General features: G+C 35.9%; 23 protein-coding genes. 14 read left to right on the forward strand and 9 right to left on the reverse strand.

From position 1 onward, the window contains the following. Positions 1-91: 91 nt before the first annotated feature. The gene (locus J3U69_RS02275; RefSeq protein ID WP_267412901.1) at positions 92-1492 is read left to right on the forward strand and encodes an FAD-binding oxidoreductase; all 1401 of its coding nucleotides are present in this window, start codon (positions 92-94) and stop codon (positions 1490-1492) included. Between the two features lie 53 nt (positions 1493-1545). On the opposite strand, the gene J3U69_RS02280 is transcribed toward J3U69_RS02275, so the two are convergent. Both J3U69_RS02280 and J3U69_RS02285 read right to left on the reverse strand, forming a co-directional pair. Continuing rightward, positions 1546-2724, reverse strand: a complete 1179-nt coding sequence (locus J3U69_RS02280) for an SAM-dependent methyltransferase (protein WP_267412902.1) — start codon at positions 2722-2724, stop codon at positions 1546-1548. Positions 2725-2807: 83 nt separating this feature from the next. Beyond that, a complete protein-coding gene (locus tag J3U69_RS02285; RefSeq protein ID WP_220219797.1) occupies positions 2808-3422 on the reverse strand; it encodes a lysophospholipid acyltransferase family protein in 615 nt (204 codons plus the stop codon). A 58-nt stretch (positions 3423-3480) separates the two neighbouring features. Here J3U69_RS02285 and J3U69_RS02290 point away from each other — a divergent pair, with 58 nt between their 5' ends. From J3U69_RS02290 to J3U69_RS02305, 4 genes are all read left to right on the forward strand, one after another. Next, positions 3481-4512 carry a GIY-YIG nuclease family protein gene (locus J3U69_RS02290; protein WP_220219796.1) on the forward strand — a complete coding sequence of 344 codons (1032 nt, stop codon included), beginning with the start codon at positions 3481-3483 and terminating at the stop codon, positions 4510-4512. A 157-nt stretch (positions 4513-4669) separates the two neighbouring features. Next, positions 4670-5455 carry a 30S ribosomal protein S2 gene (rpsB, locus tag J3U69_RS02295; protein WP_164715351.1) on the forward strand — a complete coding sequence of 262 codons (786 nt, stop codon included), beginning with the start codon at positions 4670-4672 and terminating at the stop codon, positions 5453-5455. Between the two features lie 35 nt (positions 5456-5490). Beyond that, on the forward strand, positions 5491-6366 hold the full coding sequence (tsf, locus tag J3U69_RS02300; protein ID WP_220219795.1) for a translation elongation factor Ts: 876 nt from the start codon (positions 5491-5493) through the stop codon (positions 6364-6366). 280 nt (positions 6367-6646) lie between these two features. Further along, positions 6647-7273, forward strand: coding sequence for a hypothetical protein (locus J3U69_RS02305; RefSeq protein WP_267412903.1), 627 nt, complete (start codon positions 6647-6649; stop codon positions 7271-7273). Between the two features lie 98 nt (positions 7274-7371). On the opposite strand, the gene J3U69_RS02310 is transcribed toward J3U69_RS02305, so the two are convergent. Both J3U69_RS02310 and J3U69_RS02315 read right to left on the reverse strand, forming a co-directional pair. Next, the gene (locus J3U69_RS02310; protein WP_267412904.1) at positions 7372-8475 is read right to left on the reverse strand and encodes an acyltransferase family protein; all 1104 of its coding nucleotides are present in this window, start codon (positions 8473-8475) and stop codon (positions 7372-7374) included. Between the two features lie 105 nt (positions 8476-8580). Beyond that, the gene (locus J3U69_RS02315; RefSeq protein WP_220268084.1) at positions 8581-9453 is read right to left on the reverse strand and encodes a LysR family transcriptional regulator; all 873 of its coding nucleotides are present in this window, start codon (positions 9451-9453) and stop codon (positions 8581-8583) included. Positions 9454-9562: 109 nt separating this feature from the next. Here J3U69_RS02315 and J3U69_RS02320 point away from each other — a divergent pair, with 109 nt between their 5' ends. From J3U69_RS02320 to J3U69_RS02360, 9 genes are all read left to right on the forward strand, one after another. Continuing rightward, complete coding sequence (locus J3U69_RS02320; RefSeq protein WP_267412905.1) at positions 9563-10480, forward strand: acyltransferase domain-containing protein; 918 nt, start codon at positions 9563-9565, stop codon at positions 10478-10480. Next, positions 10473-12113, forward strand: coding sequence for a malonate decarboxylase subunit alpha (gene mdcA / locus J3U69_RS02325; RefSeq protein ID WP_267393128.1), 1641 nt, complete (start codon positions 10473-10475; stop codon positions 12111-12113). Before J3U69_RS02320 ends, mdcA begins: the two co-directional genes overlap by 8 nt. Before the next feature lie 16 nt (positions 12114-12129). After that, positions 12130-12423, forward strand: a complete 294-nt coding sequence (gene mdcC / locus J3U69_RS02330; RefSeq protein ID WP_267412906.1) for a malonate decarboxylase acyl carrier protein — start codon at positions 12130-12132, stop codon at positions 12421-12423. Next, a complete protein-coding gene (gene mdcD / locus J3U69_RS02335) occupies positions 12413-14080 on the forward strand; it encodes a biotin-independent malonate decarboxylase subunit beta (protein ID WP_267412907.1) in 1668 nt (555 codons plus the stop codon). Before mdcC ends, mdcD begins: the two co-directional genes overlap by 11 nt. Continuing rightward, complete coding sequence (locus J3U69_RS02340; RefSeq protein ID WP_267412908.1) at positions 14068-14733, forward strand: malonate decarboxylase holo-ACP synthase; 666 nt, start codon at positions 14068-14070, stop codon at positions 14731-14733. The genes mdcD and J3U69_RS02340 overlap by 13 nt, the downstream gene beginning before the upstream one ends. After that, positions 14730-15530 carry an alpha/beta fold hydrolase gene (locus tag J3U69_RS02345; RefSeq protein ID WP_267412909.1) on the forward strand — a complete coding sequence of 267 codons (801 nt, stop codon included), beginning with the start codon at positions 14730-14732 and terminating at the stop codon, positions 15528-15530. Before J3U69_RS02340 ends, J3U69_RS02345 begins: the two co-directional genes overlap by 4 nt. Before the next feature lie 12 nt (positions 15531-15542). Beyond that, entirely contained in the window at positions 15543-16379 is an 837-nt protein-coding gene (locus J3U69_RS02350; RefSeq protein ID WP_267412910.1) for an AraC family transcriptional regulator, read from the forward strand. A 90-nt stretch (positions 16380-16469) separates the two neighbouring features. Continuing rightward, positions 16470-17681: an MFS transporter gene (locus tag J3U69_RS02355; RefSeq protein WP_267385481.1), complete on the forward strand. Its 1212-nt coding sequence runs from the start codon at positions 16470-16472 to the stop codon at positions 17679-17681. Between the two features lie 11 nt (positions 17682-17692). Then, positions 17693-18745 carry a PHB depolymerase family esterase gene (locus J3U69_RS02360; protein WP_267412911.1) on the forward strand — a complete coding sequence of 351 codons (1053 nt, stop codon included), beginning with the start codon at positions 17693-17695 and terminating at the stop codon, positions 18743-18745. An 86-nt stretch (positions 18746-18831) separates the two neighbouring features. Here J3U69_RS02360 and J3U69_RS02365 read toward each other — a convergent pair whose 3' ends face one another. From J3U69_RS02365 to J3U69_RS02385, 5 genes are all read right to left on the reverse strand, one after another. Continuing rightward, positions 18832-19821, reverse strand: a complete 990-nt coding sequence (locus J3U69_RS02365) for a PTS sugar transporter subunit IIC (protein ID WP_267413023.1) — start codon at positions 19819-19821, stop codon at positions 18832-18834. Next, positions 19785-20132: a hypothetical protein gene (locus tag J3U69_RS02370; RefSeq protein ID WP_267412912.1), complete on the reverse strand. Its 348-nt coding sequence runs from the start codon at positions 20130-20132 to the stop codon at positions 19785-19787. Before J3U69_RS02370 ends, J3U69_RS02365 begins: the two co-directional genes overlap by 37 nt. Further along, a complete protein-coding gene (locus tag J3U69_RS02375; protein ID WP_267412913.1) occupies positions 20113-21495 on the reverse strand; it encodes a glycoside hydrolase family 1 protein in 1383 nt (460 codons plus the stop codon). Before J3U69_RS02375 ends, J3U69_RS02370 begins: the two co-directional genes overlap by 20 nt. A gap of 103 nt (positions 21496-21598) precedes the next feature. Beyond that, positions 21599-22840, reverse strand: coding sequence for an HTH domain-containing protein (locus J3U69_RS02380; protein ID WP_267412914.1), 1242 nt, complete (start codon positions 22838-22840; stop codon positions 21599-21601). A 15-nt stretch (positions 22841-22855) separates the two neighbouring features. Then, positions 22856-23734, reverse strand: a complete 879-nt coding sequence (locus tag J3U69_RS02385; protein ID WP_220232059.1) for a LysR family transcriptional regulator — start codon at positions 23732-23734, stop codon at positions 22856-22858. Between the last annotated feature and the right edge of the window lie 23 nt (positions 23735-23757).

Consider the following 23757-nt stretch of genomic DNA (forward strand, 5'->3'; position numbering starts at 1 on the left):
ATATAGTATTGACAGCGTTTACATAAAAGAGTAGATTATTTATGTCAGATATTAATTAAGTTTATGATTTAGGAATGGGAAGAAAAATATCATGGAATATCATAAAATAGACCAAACTGATCGGACAAACTTAAGTAAATTTATTTCCGATCCAGAACGTTTTATTAATCAACCTACAAAGCACTGGGATCACGATCAATTTCGAACAGTAACCGCTCTGCCGGACCTGGTTATTCAACCGGTTAATAATGAAGAAGTTATCCAAGTAGTTAAGTATGCGAATGAAAAGCACATTCCTTTGGTACCACGGGGTAATTCAACCGGCTTGATGGGAGCCAATTTATCTGTTGACGGCGGTATTTCTCTTGATATGGTTAAAATGAATAAGATCTTGGAATATGATCCAGATAGCTTAACAATGACCGTACAAGCAGGAATAAGATTAAAGGATATCGAAGAATATTTGGCCGATAAGCCATTTACTTATATGCCAGCACCTGCAATGCATTGGGCAACAATTGGTGGTAATGTGTCAACTAATGCTGGTGGGTTAAAGGCAATTAAGTACGGCGTAACCAGAGAACATATTCGTGAGTTAAAAGTGGTTTTAACGAATGGTAAATTATATAAGTTTGGTTCTAAAGCGGTAAAATCATCTTCCGGCTACTCTTTAAAAGACTTAATTATTGGAGCAGAAGGAACGCTTGGTGTGGTAACGGAAGTAACATTGAGACTATATCCTAAACCACATAAGACAATCAATGCTATCATTCCTTTCCCAACTTTAAATGATGCTATTAAATCAGTACCAGCAATTTTAGCTTCAGGAGTTGTACCAACAACTGTTGAATTTATGGGCAGAAAAGTAATTAAGTTATGGGAAAAATATGCTAATGATGAATTTCCAATCAAGAATGGTGATGGTTTTATCATTATGGGCCTAGACTCATTCACTGAGGGAGAATGGCGTGCAGAATTGGATCAAGCACTAGAAACTGTTAAAAAGTTTAAAGCTGAAGAAGCAATTGTTTTAAGTGCAGACTCTGAAGAAGCTAAAAAGATTTGGAAGTGTCGGGAAGAGCTATTGTTGGCAATTCAGAAATCAACGCCAAAAATGGATGAAATTGATGTTTGCGTACCAATTAATCATATTCCTGATGTGCTGGACCGAATTGAAGAGTTAGAAAAAGAGTTAAAGATCAGAATACCTAGTTTTGGTCATGCCGGCGACGGTAATTTGCACATCTATCTCTGCTCTGATGAAATGACACCAGAAGAATATGCTAAAACTAGTGATAAAGTCATTTCAGAACTATATAAGACGGCTAAGTCATTTGATGGCAATATGTCTGGTGAACACGGAATTGGTTATGCACGAGCAAATTACTACGAAGAGTTCTATGGTCATGATTATACAGAGCTATTGCGTGAGGTTAAAAAGTTATTTGATCCAAATGACATTGTTAATCCAGGAAAAATCTTTGAAATGTAAATTTTGGTAATAAAAAAAGAATGAGGTAACTCATTCTTTTTTTTTGGCGCTATTTATTGACCTAGCATATAATCGCGTGTCATTGGTAAGTTTTTACCTGAAGCACCTTTTGTTAGTAAATATTGGACAACATCAATGTTACCTGATTCAAAGGAGGCTGCACAGGCCTGTAAGTACAAGTCCCACATTCGGGTGAAGCGTTCACCCATTTTCTTTTCAATAACATCACGTTGCTTATTAAAATTATTGTCCCAAATTTCCAAAGTTCTTTGATAATGGCGTCTAAGCATTTCCATATCATCAATTTGCAAGCCACTTGCAACGATGTGATGAACGTTTTCTTCTAAGCCTGGGATATAACCACCTGGGAAAATGTAACGGTCAATCCATGCGTTACTTGCTCCACCTTGCTGACGAGTTATGCCGTGAATTAACGCAACACCATCCTTTTTAAGGTATTTGGCAACATCAGCGAAATATTGACCCAAGTTTTCTTTGCCAACATGCTCAAACATCCCAACAGATGTAATATAATTCCACTGCTCATTACCAAGTTCACGGTAATCTTCAAGCTTAACTTCAGCTACGTCTTGCAGGTTTTCATCATAAATCTTCTTTTGAACTAGCTTGTATTGTTCTTCACTGAGAGTAACACCAGTGACTTTTAAACCATATTCTTTAGCTGCGGTGAGCATTAAGGTTCCCCAACCACAACCGATATCTAGCAATGTTTTACCCTTTTCAGGATTCAGCTTTTCAAGAATATGCTTAATTTTGTCAATTTGTGCTTTTTCTAAGTCATCCTCATTGCCCTTTTTAAAATAGGCACATGAGTATGTCATGGTTGGATCTAACCAAAGACGGTAAAAATCGTTTCCGATATCGTAATGACTTTGAACGTCTTTTTCACTTTGTTCTTCAGTGTGTTTTTGGTGAGGCATAAATTTACGAAACTTGCTGGAACGCATAAAACTATCAGCACTTTCATAAGCACCAAAAATTAGCTTCTGCAAACTACCATTTATTTCGATTTTTTTGTCCATATATGCTTCTCCTAAAGCTAGGGAAGCATTGCGCGTTATATCACTAATTGGAATTTTTTCATTAAAAACAATTTCAATATTGGGAGTGCCATTGCCGTAAATTTCACTTTTGCCATCCCAATAAGTTACCTTAATTGGAAAAGGAAATGACTTGCTTAGCATCTTCTTATAAAACGACTTTTCTAACAATTTTAGAATTCCTCCATTCAATTACTGTTGTAATTTATTTTAACACTACAAAAAAAGACTGAACTCTTTCGAATTCAATCTTTTTATTTTGCGTGATAGTGAAAAGCAGGGTTTTGTTCCTGATCAATTTTTTTCCAAGCATCTTTTAGCTGATTATCTAAAAGATGTTCATTTTCGTGGGTTAACCTTATTTTCGGATCTACCCGAAATGGGTGCCCAAAACAAACTTCTAACGGTTCCCTTTTTAATAGCCCAGTAAAAGTTAACGGCCCCTGATAAACAACCGGAACAATTGGTTTACCAGATAATTTAGCAATGGCAATTGTCCCACTTTTAAGTTCAGCCGAATGACGTGTGCCGGATGGGAAAATAATCAGTGAGTAATTGCCTTTTCTTAATCCCTTTATTGGGGTTTTTAAAGCGGATGGGCCTGGATTTTTACGATCAACTGGAAATGCATGTGCGTGCTTTAATATAAAGCGCAAAATTGGATTTTTGAATAATTCAATTTTAGTCATAAACATAAATTCCTTAGGGCTAGCAGCTAATGCAAATAAAATCGGCTCCCACCAAGTACGGTGAGGTGCAGCCAAGATATAATTTCCCTCGGGAATACGATCTTGATGATTAACATGTAAATGCCCGTTTAACACCCACACAATGAAGCGGGCGATGGGCCGTATAATGTGATAAAACATATTTTCCTCCAATGATGTAAAATATTATAGCAAAGCTTTGCGAAGGGATAAAATATTTATGGTAAATTTGAGCAAAAATGAACGAATCGACTATATGTATAGCGATAATTTGAAAATTATTCAAGATAAAGATGCCTTTAGTTTTTCACTTGATACCTTATTATTGGCGGCTACGGCCAAAGATGCGATTAAAGATAGCTCTAAAGTTGCGGACTTATGTTCTGGTAATTGTGCTGCCAGCATTTATATGGCTTATTTTAACCGGGCAAAGTATGATGCAGTAGAAATTCAACCAGAAGCTGCTTCACAGGCTATGCGTTCTGTTCAATTGAATCAAATGGAAAATCGAATCCATGTTTTTCAAAAAAACGTTAAGGATGCTGCCCAGTTTTTGCGAAAAGATTCTTATGATGTGATTGTTATCAATCCACCTTATTTTAAAGTTGCCAAGGATCACAAGGTTAATCCTGATCCTAAAAAGGCAATTGCCCGCCATGAAATAATGATTACTTTGGAAGAAATTATTGCAGTTGCTAGTGGTTTATTAAAAATGAAGGGCAAGATGTACATGGTTCATCGACCTGAACGGTTAAATGAAATTGCCTATTTTTGTTTAAAACATGACCTAAGTATTAAATTCATTCAGCCTTATGTTTCTCATCGCGGCGAAGATACAAACTTAATTATAATTGAAGCTGTCAGGCACACTGCTAGTGATGGCTTAGTTTTAAAAGATGCTATTGAAGTCCACGATCACGATGGCTCATTTTTACCAGCGATTCAAAAAATCATTCGCGAAACACCAGAAGAAAAAGCCAAGCACGATCAACAAGCAAAATATTACTTTTATGTTTTATTGTGTAGCGATGGAAGTTTTTATGGCGGCTTTACTAACAATTTAACTAAAAGGCTTGAGGCTCATAATACGGGGAAGGGTGCAAAATATACTAAAAATAGGCGACCGGTCAAAATGATCTATCATGAAGAATTTAGTGATAAACGCTTAGCTTTAAAAAGAGAATATTGGTTTAAACACCATACACGCCAATGGAAAGAAAAATTTTTACATGAGCATGCTGTTAATTTTTAGACTTGATTCTTAGTCTTAAATTTAGTATGATTTTATCTGTGTGTTGTGTGAATACACAGTTAGAAAACATCAAGAGCGATCAACGTTTTGGTGCCAAACATTGGTGAAGCGTTGAAATGACCGCTTGAGAGGACTAAAACCATAGGAGGAATTTATTATGTCAGTAGTTTCAATGAAACAATTACTTGAAGCTGGTGTCCACTTCGGTCACCAAACTAGAAGATGGGACCCTAAGATGGCTCCATATATCTTCACTCAAAGAAACGGTATCTACATTATTGATTTGCAAAAAACTATCAAGATGTTGGATGACGCTTATGCTTTTGTTAGAGCCGTTGCTCAAGACGGTGGAGTTATCTTGTTTGTTGGTACAAAGAAGCAAGCACAAGATTCAATCGCTGAAGAAGCAACTCGTGCAGGTCAATACTACGTTAACCAACGTTGGTTAGGTGGTACTTTGACTAACTGGAAGACTATCCAAAGTAGAGTTCAAAGATTAAAAGATTTAAAGAAGATGTCAGAAGATGGTACCTTTGATGTATTACCAAAGAAGGAAGCTTCACTTTTGACTAAAGAAATGGACAAACTTGAAAGATTCTTAGGTGGTATCGAAGATATGCCTAGAATTCCTGATGTTATGTTCGTAGTTGACCCTAAGAAGGAAAAGATAGCTGTTCACGAAGCTAACATTTTAGGTATCCCTGTTGTTGCTATGGTTGACACTAATACTGATCCAGATCCAGTTGATGTTGTTATTCCTTCAAACGATGATGCAATCCGTGCCATTCGCTTAATTTCAGGTGCAATGGCTGATGCAGTAATCGAAGGAAAACAAGGCCAAGATGACAGCGATGCAAACGTTGAAGCTGAAATGGCTAAAGACGCTGCAGCTGATGACGCAGAACAAGCAGCTGAAACTGAAGAAAGTTCAGAAGAAGATTAATTTAATAATTAGCTTTTATTTGGAAGGATACATCAATGGCAAATATTACTGCTAAACAAGTTAAAGAGTTACGTGATCGTACTGGTGCCGGAATGATGGACTCCAAGAAGGCTTTGGTTGAAGCTAACGGAGACATTGAAAAGGCAATTGATATCTTAAGAGAAAATGGTGTTGCTAAAGCTGCTAAGAAGAGTGGTAGAATTGCTGCTGAAGGTTTAGCAGAATACGCTTTTGAAGGTAACACTGCTGCTCTTGTTGAAATCAACTCAGAAACTGATTTCGTTTCATCAAATGATAAGTTCATTAAGTTGGTTGATGATGTAACTAAGGCTATTCTTGCTGCAAAGCCAGCTAACGTTGAAGAAGCTTTAAAGGCACCAATGGGTGATTCAACTATTGGTGAAGAAATCACTAACTTAACTGCTGTTATTGGTGAAAAGATCACTTTAAGAAGATTTGATTTAATTAATAAGAACGATGATGAAGTTTTTGGTGCTTACAAGCATAACGGCGGTGCAATTGTTGCTGTTGTTACTTTAAAGGGTGATAGCGAAGAAGCAGCAAAGAACATTGCAATGCATGTTGCTGCAATTAACCCAGAATACCTTGATAAGGATTCTGTTCCAAAGGCTGACTTTGATCGCCAAAAGGCTGTTTTCACTAAGGAAACTGAGAATGAAGGCAAACCTGCCAACATTATTCCTAAGATTGTTGAAGGTCGTGTCAACAAATACTTAAGTGAAATTTGTTTAGTTGACCAACCTTACGTTAAGGATGGCGACATGACAGTAGCTGAATATGCTAAGTCAGAAGGCTGTGAAGTTGTTGCATACACTCGCTATGAAGTTGGCGAAGGTATCGAAAAGAAGCAAGAAGACTTTGCTGCTGAAGTTCAAGAACAAATGAAATAATTAAAATTATAATATAAGCAAAAAAGAATCTTATCAGTGATGATAAGATTCTTTTTTATTAGAAAAATAGGTAAAACAAAACTTACCAAAATAGATTAATAAAATATCGAAACTATAGCTTTTAGTTCGAAGTCTGGACTAAAAATAGTTAGGAAATTCTGATATCCTTCCTAACTGATTACGGAAAGCGCTTGCTAAATAAGCTTATTTCTGGTAGCATATACAATTGCACTGTCAATTAAATGGTAACAAACCATTTCATTCATGAAAGGAGATTATCATGAAAATAACCGATGAGCAATTTACTAAGAGAAAAGAATATGTTAAGGGAATGTTCTCATTAGGTGGCTTAAGTGAATGCGGTAAATCAGCAGCTGGACTTTATTTTGATAGTATTGGCATAAAGCGAATGAAAATCATTGCAATTGAAAAAGAGATGATGCTTGAACGAAACTATCAATTTAGCGGGCATCCAACGGAAAATGATTTCGAAAAGTTATATGCAAACAATCCTGAACAGATTTTTCGTGAATTCTTGTATCGTCTAATTGGTAAAATGCAGGAGGCAGGAACTCATTACGCTTCGATTGAAAGTTTGTATCGCTCAGAACTTGGGGCATACCTGAAAAAGGAACTAGGAGCAAAGATGCTTAATATTTATATTGAAGCTCCTCTTGAGGTTAGGGCGAAACGCGAATTTAAGAAACAAACTATCGATAATGGGGAAAACTATACCTTTGATGAAATAGTTGAACGAACCAAGAAAAAAGACCAGTTTAAGATAAAACATGGGGCATTAAGGGTTAAAGAAATTGCAGATATTATCGTTAATAATGACAAATTTGTTGAAAATGAGCAGCAGTATGAAAACATCATGGCCGGATTAGCTTCTATTGTCAAAAAGTAAAGTTTTCAAACTCAATTATTTATTACGTAATTTTAGCATATTATTAAAACATAAAAGGCTTGATTCAGTTGACTACCGAACCAAGCCTTTTTATCTAGTTAAATTATTTGTTTTATTTTCGTCCACCAAATATGCAGACAATAAGCTGACGTGAATGACAAAATCCATGTTAATATCCATGTGCCAAAGAAAGTTAAGAATGGGTGGTATGTTGCGTGGAATTGCATATTTAGTCCACGCCAGACCAGTTGATTCCAAAAGACATTTGATAAATAGGCACGATAGGCATAAGTAGCAAGAAAATGGAAAACTGTTAAAGCTGTTTCTGAATTTTTTCGTACTTGATATAAGCAAAGTGCAGCGATTAATGCAATAACCGCTAAGCAATAAAATGTCATTGATGGCTTATAATACGGTGCATTAGCAAAAAGAACGGGATGACCGAACTGATATAATTCAAAGTTGGTCCAAATGAAACAAGCAACAAAAGCAATTAAGATCAGCCACCAAAATTTTTGTAAAAAGTTATTAACTTGATTCCGCAATTGCCAGCAGAGGACACCAAAGACTCCGTAGATAAAAAACGAAATAAACACGCGATCAAGCAGATACCACGTTTTTTCATGCGCACCGTGAAATACCTCTGTGTCGTAAAACAAGAGCCAAGCTAAATATAAAACTAGGGTGATTAATGCTACAGCAATTCCTTTTTTTACGTTATTGCCGACAAAGCGACTGATTGCCCAGAAAAGTGGCATTAAGATGATAAATTGCAACATCATTGTGTTGTACCACAAATGTGGCGCAGCGTTACCATTAATAAAATGCCAACAAAAAGAACCAAAATTATGAAATTGATTAATCTGTTGGAGCCAAGGCATTCCTAGTAAATAAATCAAAGTCCACCAAATAGTTGGTACAAACAAGTTCGACCAACTTGAATGCAGATGCTTGCGGTAAGAAAAGTTTCCCGCTAAATCATTAGTTCTAATGGTGGTATATAAAATGCCAAAAATAAAGGCCGGAGCAGTATATTTGACTAAATTATACAGAATACCAAAAATGTCTTGTGTTCTTATAGGCTGACCACTTCCCATGATTAAGGACATGATTGGTTGAGACATCACTGCTGTACAAGCAAATACTTTTAAGTAGTCACCAATGTCAGCAATTTTATAGGTGGGATAAGGATATTTATCCATTTTAATTAAGACCTTTCTTAGAAGATTCGTGAGATCCCTAAGAAGTTCCAGTTTAATATATGCGCTTTTTGGTAAAAACGCAAGCCCATTTTTAGTAATTATATTCTAACTATTTTGTGCACCCGTTAGTACTGCAGCGATTTCGTTACTAAATAATCTTTGGTTATCAGTTAAATTTTGGTAGGGAGTATTTAGATAAATTGTTCTTTGCGGCGAATTGGGGAAAATTCTTGCACTGTCGATTAAATGAAAATTGGTAAAAAAGCTTCCCCAGGTAACTTTGGGAATAAAGCCCATGCCTAGACCTGCTGCAATCATTTCTCGCACCGTAGCTGGTTCATCAGATTGATATTTAAAATTGAGTTTTAATTCATTTTTAGCTAAAAACTGATTAATTGTTTGTTGCAATTCAGTTTCATCACTTTCGCCGACAAAAGTAAAATTCGGTAAATCTTTAACATCTAAATTATGTTTACCTTGCATAAAATTCTTTTGCCAGCCAATTACTATTTCTTCTTTTAATAACGGAATTGCGGTAAAATGGTCGATTTTATTGGAAGAGATAATAAAATCAAACTGCTTTAAATCCTTAGCGAAGGTTGTCCGTTGATGAATATTTAGACTGACGTTAGGCAGTAATTTTTGCATTTTAAGGGCAACAAGTGGGATGAGCGGTGAGCCAACAGTAAAAAGAACATTAATTTGGCTATTTTCTTGGTCTTTATTAGTTTGGACAGCCTTAATTCCACGGTTTAGTAAATTTAAGCTATCGGAAACATATGAATAAAAAATCTTTCCTTGTTGGTTAAGCTGAATTGTTCTTCCTTGCCGGTCAAACAATTTAACGCCTATTTCTTCTTCTAATTGCCTGATGGTTTTACTAATTGCTGATTCACTTACGTATGCCAGCTTAGCTGCTTCAGTCACTGAACCTATACTTGCAACACTAACAAAATATTTTAATCCGGTTAAATTCATTTTTTACACCAATTGATAACCTTTTAGTTAACTATTATTCCTATTATCTATTATAAATGGTTATCGATTAGGGTTAAACTGTTTTTGTGAGATCCAAAGAGGTGATAACTTGAAATACTTATGGTTATTTCCCGGTCAAGGGGGTCAAAAGGCCGGGATGCTTCAAAAGATTGACCCGACATTAAAAAGTAAGGTTGAAAGTTGGACAGGTGTGAAGCTTGTAGACAGTGAAAAGGGCTATCAAAATTCGCAACAAATTCAGCTTAGTATTTTGCTGTTGCAAGTTCAGCAAATTGATCAGCTCAAAGAAAAAGGCTGGCTGCCAGATATAGTAGCGGGACATTCACTTGGAGTTTTTGCCGCTGCCTATGCTGCCGGCGTTATTAATAAAGAGGATGTTTTTAAACTTGTAAGTTTGCGAGCAAGTCTAATGCAATCATCATTTCCAATAGGCTATGGCATGGGTGTCGTTGTAGGTCTATCTCGTCAAGAAGTTGGGAACTTGGTGCAACAAGTGAACACGAAAAAAGATCCGGTCTTTTTATCAAACCAAAATTCTGAATTGCAAAACACTTTGTCTGGCAAAATAACTGCTATTCAAGCTGTACTCAAATTAGCTAAAGAGAGCGGTGCAGCCAAGGCTAAACTTTTACAAGTTCCGAATCCTTCGCATTCACCATTGATGCAAAGCGTGGCGGATAAATTGACCAAACAGATTGGGAAGTTAGAGTTGCATTCTCCTACCTGTATTTATTTAGCAAATAATAATGGACATCCGGTTAAAAATATAGCTGAAATTAGCTATGATTTGGCCAATAATCTAACTCATCCCGTTTTTTGGGAAACAATGATCAATGTGGCTCTTGAATACAACCCACAAGTAAGCGTGGAATTTGCTCCAGGAACTGCTTTTACTAAATTATTAAATGCAAAAACGAATCAACTAGCTAATATAACTTTGGCAAATATGACGATTGATGACGCAGATTTTTTATTACATAAATGGAAAGGAAAAGATAATGACTGAAAGAAATTGGCACACCCATCGGGATGCTAAAAATGCACGCTTAGCAAAAGCGGCGACACTGCTCGAGGGGAAATTTGCTAAAACAGAGGATGTTGTTAAGGTCCTTGAGACACTAATTAAACCTGGAGACAAGGTTGTTTTGGAAGGCGATAATCAAAAGCAAGCTTCATTTTTGTCAGAAGCACTGACAAAAGTAGATGCGGAAAAAGTTCATGACTTACATATGATTATGTCAAGTATTTCTAGGCCAGAGCATTTAGACATTTTTGACTTAGGAATTGCTGCCAAAATGGATTTTTCTTACGCAGGTCCTCAGAGCACTCGCGTTTCGCAAATGATTTCTGATGGCACCATGGAAGTTGGCGACATTCACACATACTTGGAACTTTTTGGCCGTCTATTTATCGATTTAATTCCTAATGTTGTTTTAGTAGCCGCTGATAAAGTAGACCATGAAGGCAATTTATATACGGGCTTTAATACTGAAGAAACACCGACTATTGTCGAAGCAGCAGCTTTTCATGATGGCATTGTAATCGTTCAAGCTAACGAAATCGTTGATCAAGTACCAAGAGTTGATATTCCTGCCGGTTGGGTTGATGTGGTTATTCCCGCTGATCAGCCTTACCAGCTTGAGCCACTATTTACCCGTGACCCACAAGCAATTAGCGAACTGCAAATTTTAATGGGCATGATGGCAATTCGGGGAATATATGAAAAACACAATGTTCAAACTTTAAACCACGGTGTAGGTTTTAACACTTCCGCAATTGAACTTCTCTTACCAACTTATGGTGAGCAACTGGGCTTAAAAGGCAAAATTTGTCGTAACTGGGAACTAAATCCAACCCCAACCTTAATACCAGCAATCGAAAGCGGCTGGGTGGAATCAATTCACTCGTTTGGTGGTGAAGTAGGGATGGAAAAGTACATTATGGCGCGACCAGATATTTTCTTTGTAGGTAATGACGGAACAATGCGGTCGAATCGTGCCCTAGGCCAAGTTGCCGGACAATATGCTTGTGATATGTTTGTTGGTTCTACTTTACAAATCGATCAATGGGGTAATTCTTCAACAGTCACCAATGGTCGTTTATCTGGTTTCGGTGGTGCGCCTAACATGGGCTCTAATCCAACCGGTCGGCGTCATTCAACTCCTGCTTGGCAAAGCTTGAAGCCCGAAGATAACCCATTGGCAAAAGGGCAAAAGCTCGTTGTGCAGATGGTTGAAACATTTGGTTCTAATAAAAAGCCCGTTTTTGTTGATCACTTAGATGCTGAAAAGGTACGTAAAGAAGCTAAATTAGCTAACGTTCCAATTATGATTTATACCGAGGATACGACCCATATCGTGACTGAAGAAGGAATCGCATATCTGTATAAAACTGACAGTATGGAACAAAGAAAAGCTGCAATTGAAGCAGTAGCAGGTGTGACACCGGTTGGCTTGCGCTCAAAGCCAAAAGAGGTCCAAAAACTGCGCGATCAAGGGATCGTTGCTTTACCAGAAGATATTGGTGTTGCCCGCCGGGATGCAAAACGTTCATTACTGGCTGCTCAAACAATGGATGATATAGTGCAATGGTCACATGGCTTATACAATCCACCTGCCAAGTTTAGGTCATGGTCATAATAAGGAGGTTAACAAAATGGAAAAACTTAATTTTAGCTATCAAAACACTCAGCCAGTGACTAAATTTGTTCATGTTGGTGTCGTTGCCTCCGGAGATTTAGAAGTATTAATTTATCCTGATGTCAAAACTACATTAGAAATTGTGACTGGTAGTGACGGTTTCAAACAGGTTTGGCAAAATGTCCTTGACCGCTTTTTTGCAAGGTATCCTTTACAAGGCAAGTTTGTTATTCATGATTTTGGAGCCACACCGGGTGTCGTTAATTTACGATTAACACAGGCAATGGAGGCATTAAATAATGAAGAATAGTTTTGTAGAATTAAATGGTCGTCAACGGGCAAATGCTTTAATTGATAAAGGCACTGGTCGAGAATTAGTTGGACCAGAATATGATATGATTTCACCACATCTTGAGCCGCAAAAAATTGTTCCGGAAAGTGATGATGGTGTTGTTCTTGTCAAAGGTAAACTAAACGGTAAAAGGGTCGTAATTATTTCTATCGAAGGAAAGTTTCAAGGTGGTGGAATTGGTGAAGTATCTGGCGCCAAAATAGTTGCAGCTTTAGAAAAAACCTTAGATGATAACAAGCAAGGTATAAAGGAATACCCAATAATTATTCTTGATACTGGTGGTGTTCGTCTGCAAGAAGCTAATTACGGGTTATTGTCTATTTCTGAAATTCAAAATGCCATTATTGCCTTGAAACAATATGTTCCCGTAATTGGACTAGTACCGGGAAGGGTCGGCAGCTTTGGCGGAATGTCAATTACTAGTGCAATTATGTCATACTTAATCACAACTCCAAAAGCTAGAATTGCTTTAAATGGTCCCGAAGTTATCGAACAAGAAGCTGGTGTACGTGAATTTGATTCTAGTGATAAGGACTTAATTTGGAATACGCTTGGAACTCGTCAAAGAGTAGCTACAGGAATTGCAGATGAAGTTGACGAAGATGATATCACGACTATTAAGGAAGCTATTGATAGAGCAATCGAAGAAAAAAAGGATGCTCATCGGACTGAGCAATCTGATTTTTATCTATCTTTACTTGATCAAATTGATTTTGCTAAGCCCCTTACTACAAAGCAATATTGTTCTCTTTATGCTAAAAATCAGGCTAATAAGCATAATATAAACCAAGCGGTAGCTGGGGATAAGGCAACTACCAAGTCTCGTGGCCGCTTGTGGTTTGAAAAGCTAACTGGTTTACCGAATGCAAAATCAGATTATCCAACAGTTCTTCATGCGGAAAAAGATGGCAAAGAATTTATTGCGATTGTTCCTAATGAAAATAATCGCTTTCCTCGTGTACGTCACGGTGAGGTGGGGTTGCAAGAAGGATTTTTAGTTGCAAAAATCGTTAATCAAATTGTTGCTGAAGATCAAAATAAAGATGTTAAACGTCCGCTTATCTTAATCGTTGATGTTCCAAGCCAAGCTTATGGGTATAAGGAGGAATTGATAGGTATTCACATTAGTTTAGCTTCTGCGGTAGCCGCCTATGCAAAGGCTCGGCAGGCCGGTCATCCAGTTATTGCCTTTATTCCAGGGGATGCAGTTTCAGGCGGCTTTTTAGCCCACGGTTTGCAATCCAACAGAATGATTGCCTTAGCTGATGATTCAATTACCATTCAGGCAATGTCAAAAGCTTCGGCTGCTCGAATTACCCAAAGATCAATTCCAGAACTAGAAGAGGCTACGAAGCACGTTCCGGCAATGGCTTATGACATTAAAAATTATGCCAAATTGGGTGCTTTGTATAAATTAGTCCCTGATGTTTCTTCTTGGGACGCAAATGATGCGGCCGTTTCAGAAGTTGAGCAAATTATTAATGAGGCCATTATAAGTACCAAGAAGCACTCGACCGATTTACATTATAGGTATGAAAATCCAGTTGCCATTGCAAGTGGCCGGAAGGCAACTAATGAGATGCGTAAAGCTGTGTTTTACCAATGGAACGATTAACGGCAATATGGCCCAACGATTTACTGCAATTCACTAGTTTGCAAGATCTAGTTTTAACCGAGAATCCTTTACCTGACTGGGCAAAGGATTCTTTGTCTGAGACAAAAACAGTGGTGGTTAGACGGGGCTTAATCAACGATAATCTGATCCCAGTTGGAATAAGAGGTTACGAACGAAAGCAAAGGTTTGCTTGCTACTTAAATGTTGCAGCTATTAAAAAGCAATATCATCCCCAGTACTTTATTCAACATAAAAGATGGGAAAGGTTATCTGAAGATAGACAAAAACTTCCACCTTTTCAGGCATTACAAAAGATAGTCCCGCTATTAAGCAATTTTCAGTGGGGAATAGGAGGCTCGTTAGGATATGAAATGGCAACCGGTGTAAAAACGGTTAAAAACACGACGGAACATGTCAGTGACTTAGATTTGCTACTTTATCAAACTCCTACGTTAAACAGAAGTCAGGCCCAAGAACTTTTGCAAAAGCTGAATCAGTATCATGTGCACGCTGATGTACAAGTAGTCAAAGGTCAAAACGGTTTTTCATTAGAGGAATATGCTGCTAATCGTAGTAAAAAAACTTTGGTAAAAACCGTTGCGGGACCACTTCTAGTTGTCGATCCTTGGCAATTTTTACAGGAAAATAAATGAGTATTTTTAAAACAAGCGATAACGTGGAACTTAATTTTCATCTTTATGGCACCGGTAAGCCACTGATTCTAATAACCGGTTTTGGTGGCTATCAAGAAGTTTGGACAAAACAAGTTTCCTACCTTAGAAAAATGGGTTATAGCGTTTTAACTTATGATCACCGTAATATGGGTAAAAGCCAGCGTACAGCCAAAGGACAATCACTTGAAAGACTAACTAAGGATCTAATTGAGCTATTAAGTTTTCTAAAAATAACTCGGGCCACGTTTATTGGCCATTCAATGGGCGGGAGTATTATTTATAACTTGTTAAAAATTAAACCGCAAATTATTGATATAGCAGTTATTATCGATCAAAGCCCATATATGCTAAATACGAAGTCTTGGCACTATGGCTTTATGAATTTTACTTTGGAAAATTACCAAGACTTGACCCTATTAACTCCGCAGGTGCATGAAACGCTTCATGGCATCGATAGTTCTGTCATGACGGAATTATTACCAGCCAAAATTGCTTACCCATTTGATCGAAAAGCAAATTTGGACTTATTGCAAGAGCATGTTCAGCTAGACTGGCGGACAATAATTAAGTGTAGCAGCCAGAAGATGATTATCTTTGCGGCTGAAAAAAGTCCATATTATCCTTTTCAGTTCGCAAACTGGATGGCAGAACAAAATCCTCAAATTACCGCTGCCATTGTGCCAAATTGTGGTCACGATATAATGGCAGAAGTACCGCAACAATTTAATCAATTACTACGCCATTTTTTATTACTTAATCATTATCTACCACAGTAAAGGAAGATAAAGATGTTTCGTCATGAAATTATTGTTACTAAGGGAATCTTACCGTTTAAGATTATTATTCATAATTCTTCAGCACTTCAAATTACTAAACACTGGCACCGTGCCCTAGAAATTGATTTTACTATTCATGGTGAAGGCGATTACCTAACTTCGGGGCACAAAACGCACTTGAGTGACGGCGATTTCATAATTATTAATTCTGGTGAAGTTCATGGTGTCGAAAATATTGGTCCAGGTGATGCTCGTCGATCAATTACCATTCTTGTTCCATTTGAGTTCTTGAATGAATTGCTGCCTGAAATTAATCATTTGTATTTTATTTCTCAAATCACTGATCAGGAAATAATGCTAAAGGTAAAAACTGAGCTAACAAGGATTTATCAGCTTTGGACTAATCAACATGATCATGAAAATAAGATTGAAATATTAGGACATTTTTATCTTTTAATGGCGCTTCTTCTCAAAAATTTTGTTGTACCAAAAAAGAATATTATTTGCTTTAATGATGCCAGAAAGCAGGACAAGGTTAAAGATATCATTAATTTTTTAACCGCCAATTATCGAGATAGCTTAACCTTAGGCGAAGTTGCTGATCACTTTGGCCTTTCAAAGGCATATTTGGATCGCTTATTTAAAATCGAAGTACAAACAAGCTTGATTCATTACTTGCAGCTGATTCGTTTACAACATGCCTATGATTTACTAGTTAATACTGATTTGCCTGTTACCGTTATTGCCGACCAATGCGGTTTTGCCAATGTTCGAAGCCTGCAAAAAATATTTAAAGACGTCTATAGTGCAACACCTTCCACTTATCGGAAAAAGTTAAAAAGTCAATAATTTACCTATTTAATAAAAATAATTGCAATATTTAGTCAATATTCTTCTCTTATAATATCTTAGTAAGCGATTACATGGAAGGAGAGGAAAATGACTCAGAATATTAAGCAAAATAGTCCACTTTTAAAAGTAGGTATTTTATCAATTTCAACCTTGTTAACTGCAGCTAGTGCGGTTTCGGGCACTTTACCAATGATGACAAAGCACTTTACCCATGAAAGCGTAGCGAATGTGAAAGCATTAGTGACTATTCCTTCAATTGGGATGGTAATCTTTGTCCTTTTGTCAACGTTATTTATTAAATACTTGGGTAAAAGAAAAACCGTTTTGCTTGGCCTGTTTTGCGGTTTAATTGGGGGCGTTGCGCCATTTTTTAGCACCAACTTTCACCTGATTCAAATTGCACGTTTTGTATTAGGAGCAGGTAACGGTTTATATTCAACTTCAACGGCCAGTTTAATTGGAGATATTTGGAGTGGGGATGAGCAACGGACCTTACTTGGTTATCAGTCAGCAATTCAAACATTTGGTCAAAGCTTGGCGGTTTTTGTTGCGGGTTTACTACTTGAAATTAATTGGCAAGCAGCATATTTAGTTTACCTGCTGTTTATCCCAATCATTTTGTTATTTGCTTTAGGCTATAGCAAAGAGACTGAAGCACAAATTAAATCTCGGCAAAAAGAAGAACTAGTTAAAGCTAAATCCGAAAAGAAAACTACTAATGTGCCGATCTTAGCATTAGTAGCAATACTAATGTCATTTGTATATTTCAATGCAATTATGCCACAACAAACCGATACTCCGCTGGTAATTCAGCAACTAAATTTAGCACACCAAGAGTTTTTCTCAACTGCTTTAGCGTTAGCAGGACTTGCTGGCGCAGTTTTTACAGCTTTTTATGGCAAAATTTACCGGTTACTGGGACATTACACACCAGTATTTACGATGTTGTTAGGGGTTATTGGCTATTGGGGCGTGCTTCATTCGCCTAATATGCTGGTATTCACGATATCAATGATGGTAATTTCTGCCACAAATATTATTTTTCCGTATATTTATGGTGCGGTAATGGAAGATGTGCCAGCAACTTCCAAGGATTTCTTCTTATCTTTGGCAAAAGTATTTAACAATGGTGGAGCTTTTATTTCACCATACACGATGGCACTTACAGCATCCATTTTACATTTGTCGGGACCAATGAACATCATCAGAATTGCAATGTGGTATTTAGTATTTGTCGGAATTGTTTTTGTGATTTTGGCAATTATTAGAAACAATAGGTTAAGAAAAACAACAAAATAGGAGTTATGAGCATGAAATTAAATGTAGTGTATCAAGAAGAAGTTACTGATAATGGTTATTTCGTAACCAGCGCCAAGATTACGCCAAGTCAAATAACCAAAGATTTACAAAAACGAATTTCTTTTACAATAGAAGGTAAAGAATTACAAATAACTAAGATTGAGGAAGAGCAAAATCAGATAATCTATTATTTTAAATTGACCAAGGAATTGTTAGCCTTAAGTTTTGATCCGGCTAAGTTTATTAATCAGGTAGCTTTGCCACAAATAATGCTTCACGTTAACGGGATACAACCTGAAATTGAAGTTGCGTTCCAACCAGATCCATTTTTAGCAGATTTTAAGCAAAAAATTATTCAAACGGATACAATTCAATTAAGCTATTCAATTTATGCTTCTGGCACCAATCGGAAAAAGCGGCCGTTAGTATTGTTTTTACATGGTTCTGGCGAGCGTGGTTTTAACAATGGCATGCCACTACTGGCCAATGATGTGCCAAAGACCTTGCATGATTATGCTAAAACTAAAGAAGATGCTGTTATTTTAGTTCCGCAAGCTACTTGGGCACCAACTCTAAATGGGTGGTTTAGAAAAGATTTTCGCAAAGCACTGTTCATTTTACTTAAACAAATAGAATCTGAGTGCAACATTGACACGAAGCGCATTTATTTAACTGGCTTATCAAATGGTGCTTCGACAACTTGGTATATGGGCCTACATCATGCAGATCTTTTTGCCGCTCTAGTGCCTTGTTCCGGTTATGTATATGATGATGGCAAAAAAGGTTATGGTGATCAAGGAAAAGGACGGTATATGCTTGCAAGCCCTGAAGAAGGTAAGACTTTGTCACAATTACCAATTTGGGCCTTTCATGCCGAAGATGATCCAACTGTTGGGGTACTCGGAACTAAGAAAGCTGAAGAAGCCATTCACCAAGCAGGGGGCAATCAGCTGAAGGTCACTATTTATCCTAAGAACACTGTTAAGCCTAATCCGCATGCAAGTTGGGCGAGAGCTTTTAATACCCCAGAGTTATTACCATGGCTTTTTAAGCAACACAAATAAAAAAGAGTGAGTTATTTATCTTGTATTTGCTAAAATATTTGAATTTTAGTCTATTAGATAAATTTCACTCTTTTTTTGTAAGTCAATTAAGCATTTAATTCTTTTGCTAGGGCCTTCTTGTCAGCTATTTTTGCAAAAGGTAAATAGATTAAAGCTGTAATAAAAATCATTATTACTTGCATTATTGCAAAAGCTGGACCTGATTGTATTAGTCCGCTTATGATTACAGGTGTTTGTTCTGGTAGGGCAAAGCCGATTACTGGCCTAACTAAATGTAATAATTCGCAAGCATATGATCCCAAAAAACTAACAACTGGGGCAAGAATAAACGGAATGAACATAATTGGATTTAGTACAATTGGTAAGCCAAAGATGATTGGTTCGTCTGTATTAAATAGAACCGGAATAAGTGATAAACGACCCAACATTTTAAATTGCTTAGATTTTGCAAAGAAAGCTAAATAGATTACTAATCCTAATGCACAACCAGTACCGCCGATTTTACTTGTCATGTAGAAAAAACGCCAGGTAATTAAATTAGTAACTGTGTGACCGGCATTGAAAGCGGCTAAGTTTTGAAAGTCTAGTGCATAAAGTATTGGCATAACGATTGAATTAATAGCTAAAGAATGAATACCAAAGTAAAAAAACAAACTATTCAAAATTACCACAAGCAAAATTGCCCAAGGAGAAGTGCCAATTTTTTGAAGAGGTACCTGAAGTAATGAATAAATTGCAGTATTTAAGTCGCCGTATTGGGTTAGCGACATTAAATATTTAATAATGACGATGATAATGGTGATTAAAATAATTGGTATTAGTGATTTAAATGAAGTAGAAATGTTTTCGGGAACACCTTGCGGCATTTTAATCGTCCAATTGCTGTTAATTAACTTACAATAGATTGCACTAATGACAATCGCCAAAATTAATCCTAAAAACAAGCCTTTGACTCCGATGTTATCAAATGGCAGAAATTGAGTCGGAACAGCTTTGTTTTGTGGCCCTTTAACCATAAATGTTTTTAACGGTGACAGCATCAGTAGCGCCAACACAGACATAATTGCCGGTAAAATCGATCTAACTTCATTTTTCTCACTAAAAGCCTTTGCCGTAAAAAAGTAACATAAATAGCTAAAATCCCCATCGTAAGTTGATAAGGAATATTTAGAAAGGCATAAAGTCCACTGACTTTAAGGAATTTAGTAAAAGGAGTATAAGGAAAATTAACGATAATACTAGCAAATGATCCTAAAATTAAGAAGGGCAGGGTGGCAATCATTCCTTGTTGAATTGATTGCAAAACCTTATTTTGGGCCATTTTGGTTATAATATGACCGACTTTATGTTGCATAAAATTTTGAAATTCAATAACTGTTGTTTTCATTAGAATTGACTCCTTCCATCTGCTTTATAAGAGCTTGATAAAACATGAAACTCTTTTTGGGGATTCGGTCCATATTTTGATCAACATAGATTAAGCCATATCGCTTATTACTACCATTATGTCCACTAATCACATCGGTAAAGCTCCAAATGCAATAACCTAGCACAGGTATATTTTGTTTGATAGCATCTAACATTTGATTGATGTGAGCTTTTAAATAGTTAACTCTATCTTGATCATTTATGTTGCCGTTTACTAGATGATCTTGGTCACCAAAACCATTTTCAGTAATCAAAAGTGGCAAATGGTATTGAGAATAAATATTTTTTAAAGCGATTTTTAATCCTTTTGGATCAATACTCCAGCCCCATTTGGTTGTATCTAACCTAGGATCATTTTTGATCTCATAGAGCCCAAACTCTTTTTTGGGTACAGGATGACCTTCAATTTGACCGTATTTATTCTCGGGTGGCAAATATTGAACTATATTGCTTGAATAATAATTAATTCCAATAAAATCCGGGTGGTTTTGCTTAATTTCATCTAACTCATTTGCTTTAATGTCTAGATTAACATTTTTCCATTGCAAATAGTTTTTAAACTCTTGTGAATAAAAGCCTTTGCATTGTAAATCCAACAAATATTTTTGAGTTAAAAGATCAGCATACTGAGCTGCCTTTTTATCTGATAATTGGTTGCTTGCAGGATAATATGGTTGGTAAGAAAGAGCTGGTCCAATTTTTGCATCTGGAATCATTTCATGACACAATTTTATGGCTAATGCTGAGGCAACTGACATGTTGTGATTAGCTTGGTAGCATTCTTGCATATGCTTAGCAAAAGAATCTGATTTAATCCCTAATCTTGTTGGAATTTTTATAACGTGATCTTGCTCATTAATGGTTATCCAATACTTGACTTGATTTCCTAATTGTTCAAATAAATAGCGACAATATGATAAGTAATCATCTATACTTTTTTTCGATATCCAGCCGCCATATCTTTTTACTAGGGTAAGAGGATAATCAAAATGATAAATCGTAACTATTGGTTCTATTTTTGCTTCGCGTAACTGTTTAATTATTTTTTGGTAATAATTGATTCCTTCTATGTTAGGTTGACCAGAGCCTTCCGGAAAAATTCTTGGCCATGAAATTGAAAATCTAAAGGCCTTTAAACCGGCTTTTTTCATATATTCAATGTCTTCTGGAAAGCGATGGTAAAAATCAACGCCTTTTTTGAAAGATTCAATGTTGTTTGCTTGATCAAGCTCAATTACAGACGCTCCTTGACCAGCTTTTTGCCACATTCCTTCTGCTTGAAAAGAGGAACTAGAAGCTCCCCACAAGAAATCCTTATTCATGTTGTTTCCTCACTTTCTTGTAAGCAATTAATTTAACTATATTATTAAGGATAAAATGTTAATAAACAATAATAAAAAATTCCCCAAGTCGGGGAATTTTCTATTATTCTTGTTCGAGTAAGTAGTAAATCAGCTTTTGGCTGATTTTTGGTTCTAATTTAAAAAATTGGATATGATATTTTTCATCAAATAATGAAATGCGTTCTTTTTTTGCTAGAAAAATAATTTGCTCATTCTTAACGTGTAATAACTTATCTAAATCAAAAAGGTTATTAGAAAGTTTAATTTCAAGTTCGGGAAACAAAATAGTTAAAAACGCTAATTTATCGCCGTATTTGGTTAATTCGAAGATATTTGATTCATAAACAACAATTCTTTTTCGCAAAAATTTCGTTGGTATATGTCTTAAAAAGGAGATAAATTCTTTATCTTGTTCGGTATAGCTTAGAGTTATATTTGCTATTTTAGTCTTTTTAATATTTAAAGAGAAATAGCTTGGCTGAAATTGAACCAATTTTAGGTGATGACTGATATTGCCAAGCCCATTATAAATAGTGTCTTTGTATTGAGGAAATACTTTGACTAAAGATTGGTAGATTACTTTGTCACTCTCGCACAATTTAAGAGTTTTACTATTAACATAAAAGATTAGTTCTTGATAAAATTTTTGATACTGTTTGCTAGTACCATTTTCGAGCATAGTCATTAAAGCCAATATATAAAGGTCTTTATCTTCTAATTGTAAGTTATATTCGTTTTTGACTTTTTTATTTATTGTGGTAATTTTGCTAATAAATTTATCCTTTGAAAATTTTTCTTGGAAGATTAAATAGAGGTATTGGTTTTTAACTAACCTACTTATGCGCTTTGTTGATAATAATGCCAATACATAATTTTGCCATATTTGTTGACCAACAAGACTAATGCCTGAAGAATTTGTTTCAATTTTAAGATGATATTGGCAACAAAGCCTTTTTAAATCTTTGATTGAATTTTCAATTTCGTTTCTTCCAATGTGAAGCTTTGAAGATATATCCTGAATTTTAACTTTTGGTTGATTATATAATTGTAAATAGATTAAAAATGGCCTATCAGACGGGTAATTTGGATAGTGTAATTGATTATCCTTGATAAAAATGTGTCTTCTTACAAGTTCTGGATTACTTATGTAGAAAAATGGTCTGCGGTAACCAATTACCTTTCCCTGCAAAGACCGGTTTAACTCTGTAATATTATTTCTAATAGTTCTTGGTGTGACATCTAGTTGCTTTGCTAAATCACTGCTTCTCAATCCCTTTTTTTGATTAAGTAAAGCAATTAGAATTTGTCTTTTGATGTTTAGCATGATTATCTTTCCATTTTAAAACTGTGTTTTAAAATATTGGGCAAATAAAGAAATATCTCTATTTGAATTACCTTTTAAAGTTGCTATTCCATAGCTTAGTCGCACTGGATAATCAATAGTAATTGGCTTAATAAATTGATTTTCTTTACCGCAAATAAAGTCAGGACATAAAGTAATCCCTAGCTCAGCTTCGCACATAATATTTGCGGTATTCACATTATTAACATACGCGATGTCTTTGACTATCTTTTTTTTACGAATAAGTTCTTGTAACTTGAGTTGTTCAGGTGGACACCAATTATTATCTAGAAGAATCAAATTTTGCCCTTGAAAATCATTCAGTGAAAACTGTTTTTTCCCAGATAAATGATTATTTTTGGGCACCACAGCACAAAAATTTCCGTTTACAAGTTCAAGATAATTAATATTTTTGTTTTTCTCAACATCATCTTGGGTTGTTAAGACTAAATCACAGTCGCCATTGATTAATTGTCGTTTAAGCTGCGTATGATCGAAATTTTGGATAAAAAGCTTAATATTTGGATGTTGCCTTTGGAACTTGGGCAATGATCTAGGAATAAAGAATGACTCAAAAGGAGAATCAGTAATTCCAATAGTTAAAGTGGAACGTTGATTATTCTTTTCACGCACTATTTGGATTGTTTTATAGTAGGTGTTTAACAGAGGCTTGATATTTTCATAAAGCAATTGACCAGTTGGCAGAATTGCTACACCACTGCGAGATCTTTTAAATAGTTTAACGCCTATTTCATTTTCAACGGAATTAATAGCCTGAGAAACTGCTGGTTGTGAAATACTTTTACGATAAGCGGTTTTGCGAAAATTTAACGTTTCTGCTAAATCTACAAAAATAGCTAAGTGATCTAAATTCATATTGCTCCTGAAAAGAAAAACTT

Origin of the sequence: Lactobacillus sp. B4026 (genome assembly GCF_026535825.1) — a bacterium.
GTDB classification, from domain to species: Bacteria; Bacillota; Bacilli; order Lactobacillales; family Lactobacillaceae; genus Lactobacillus; species Lactobacillus panisapium.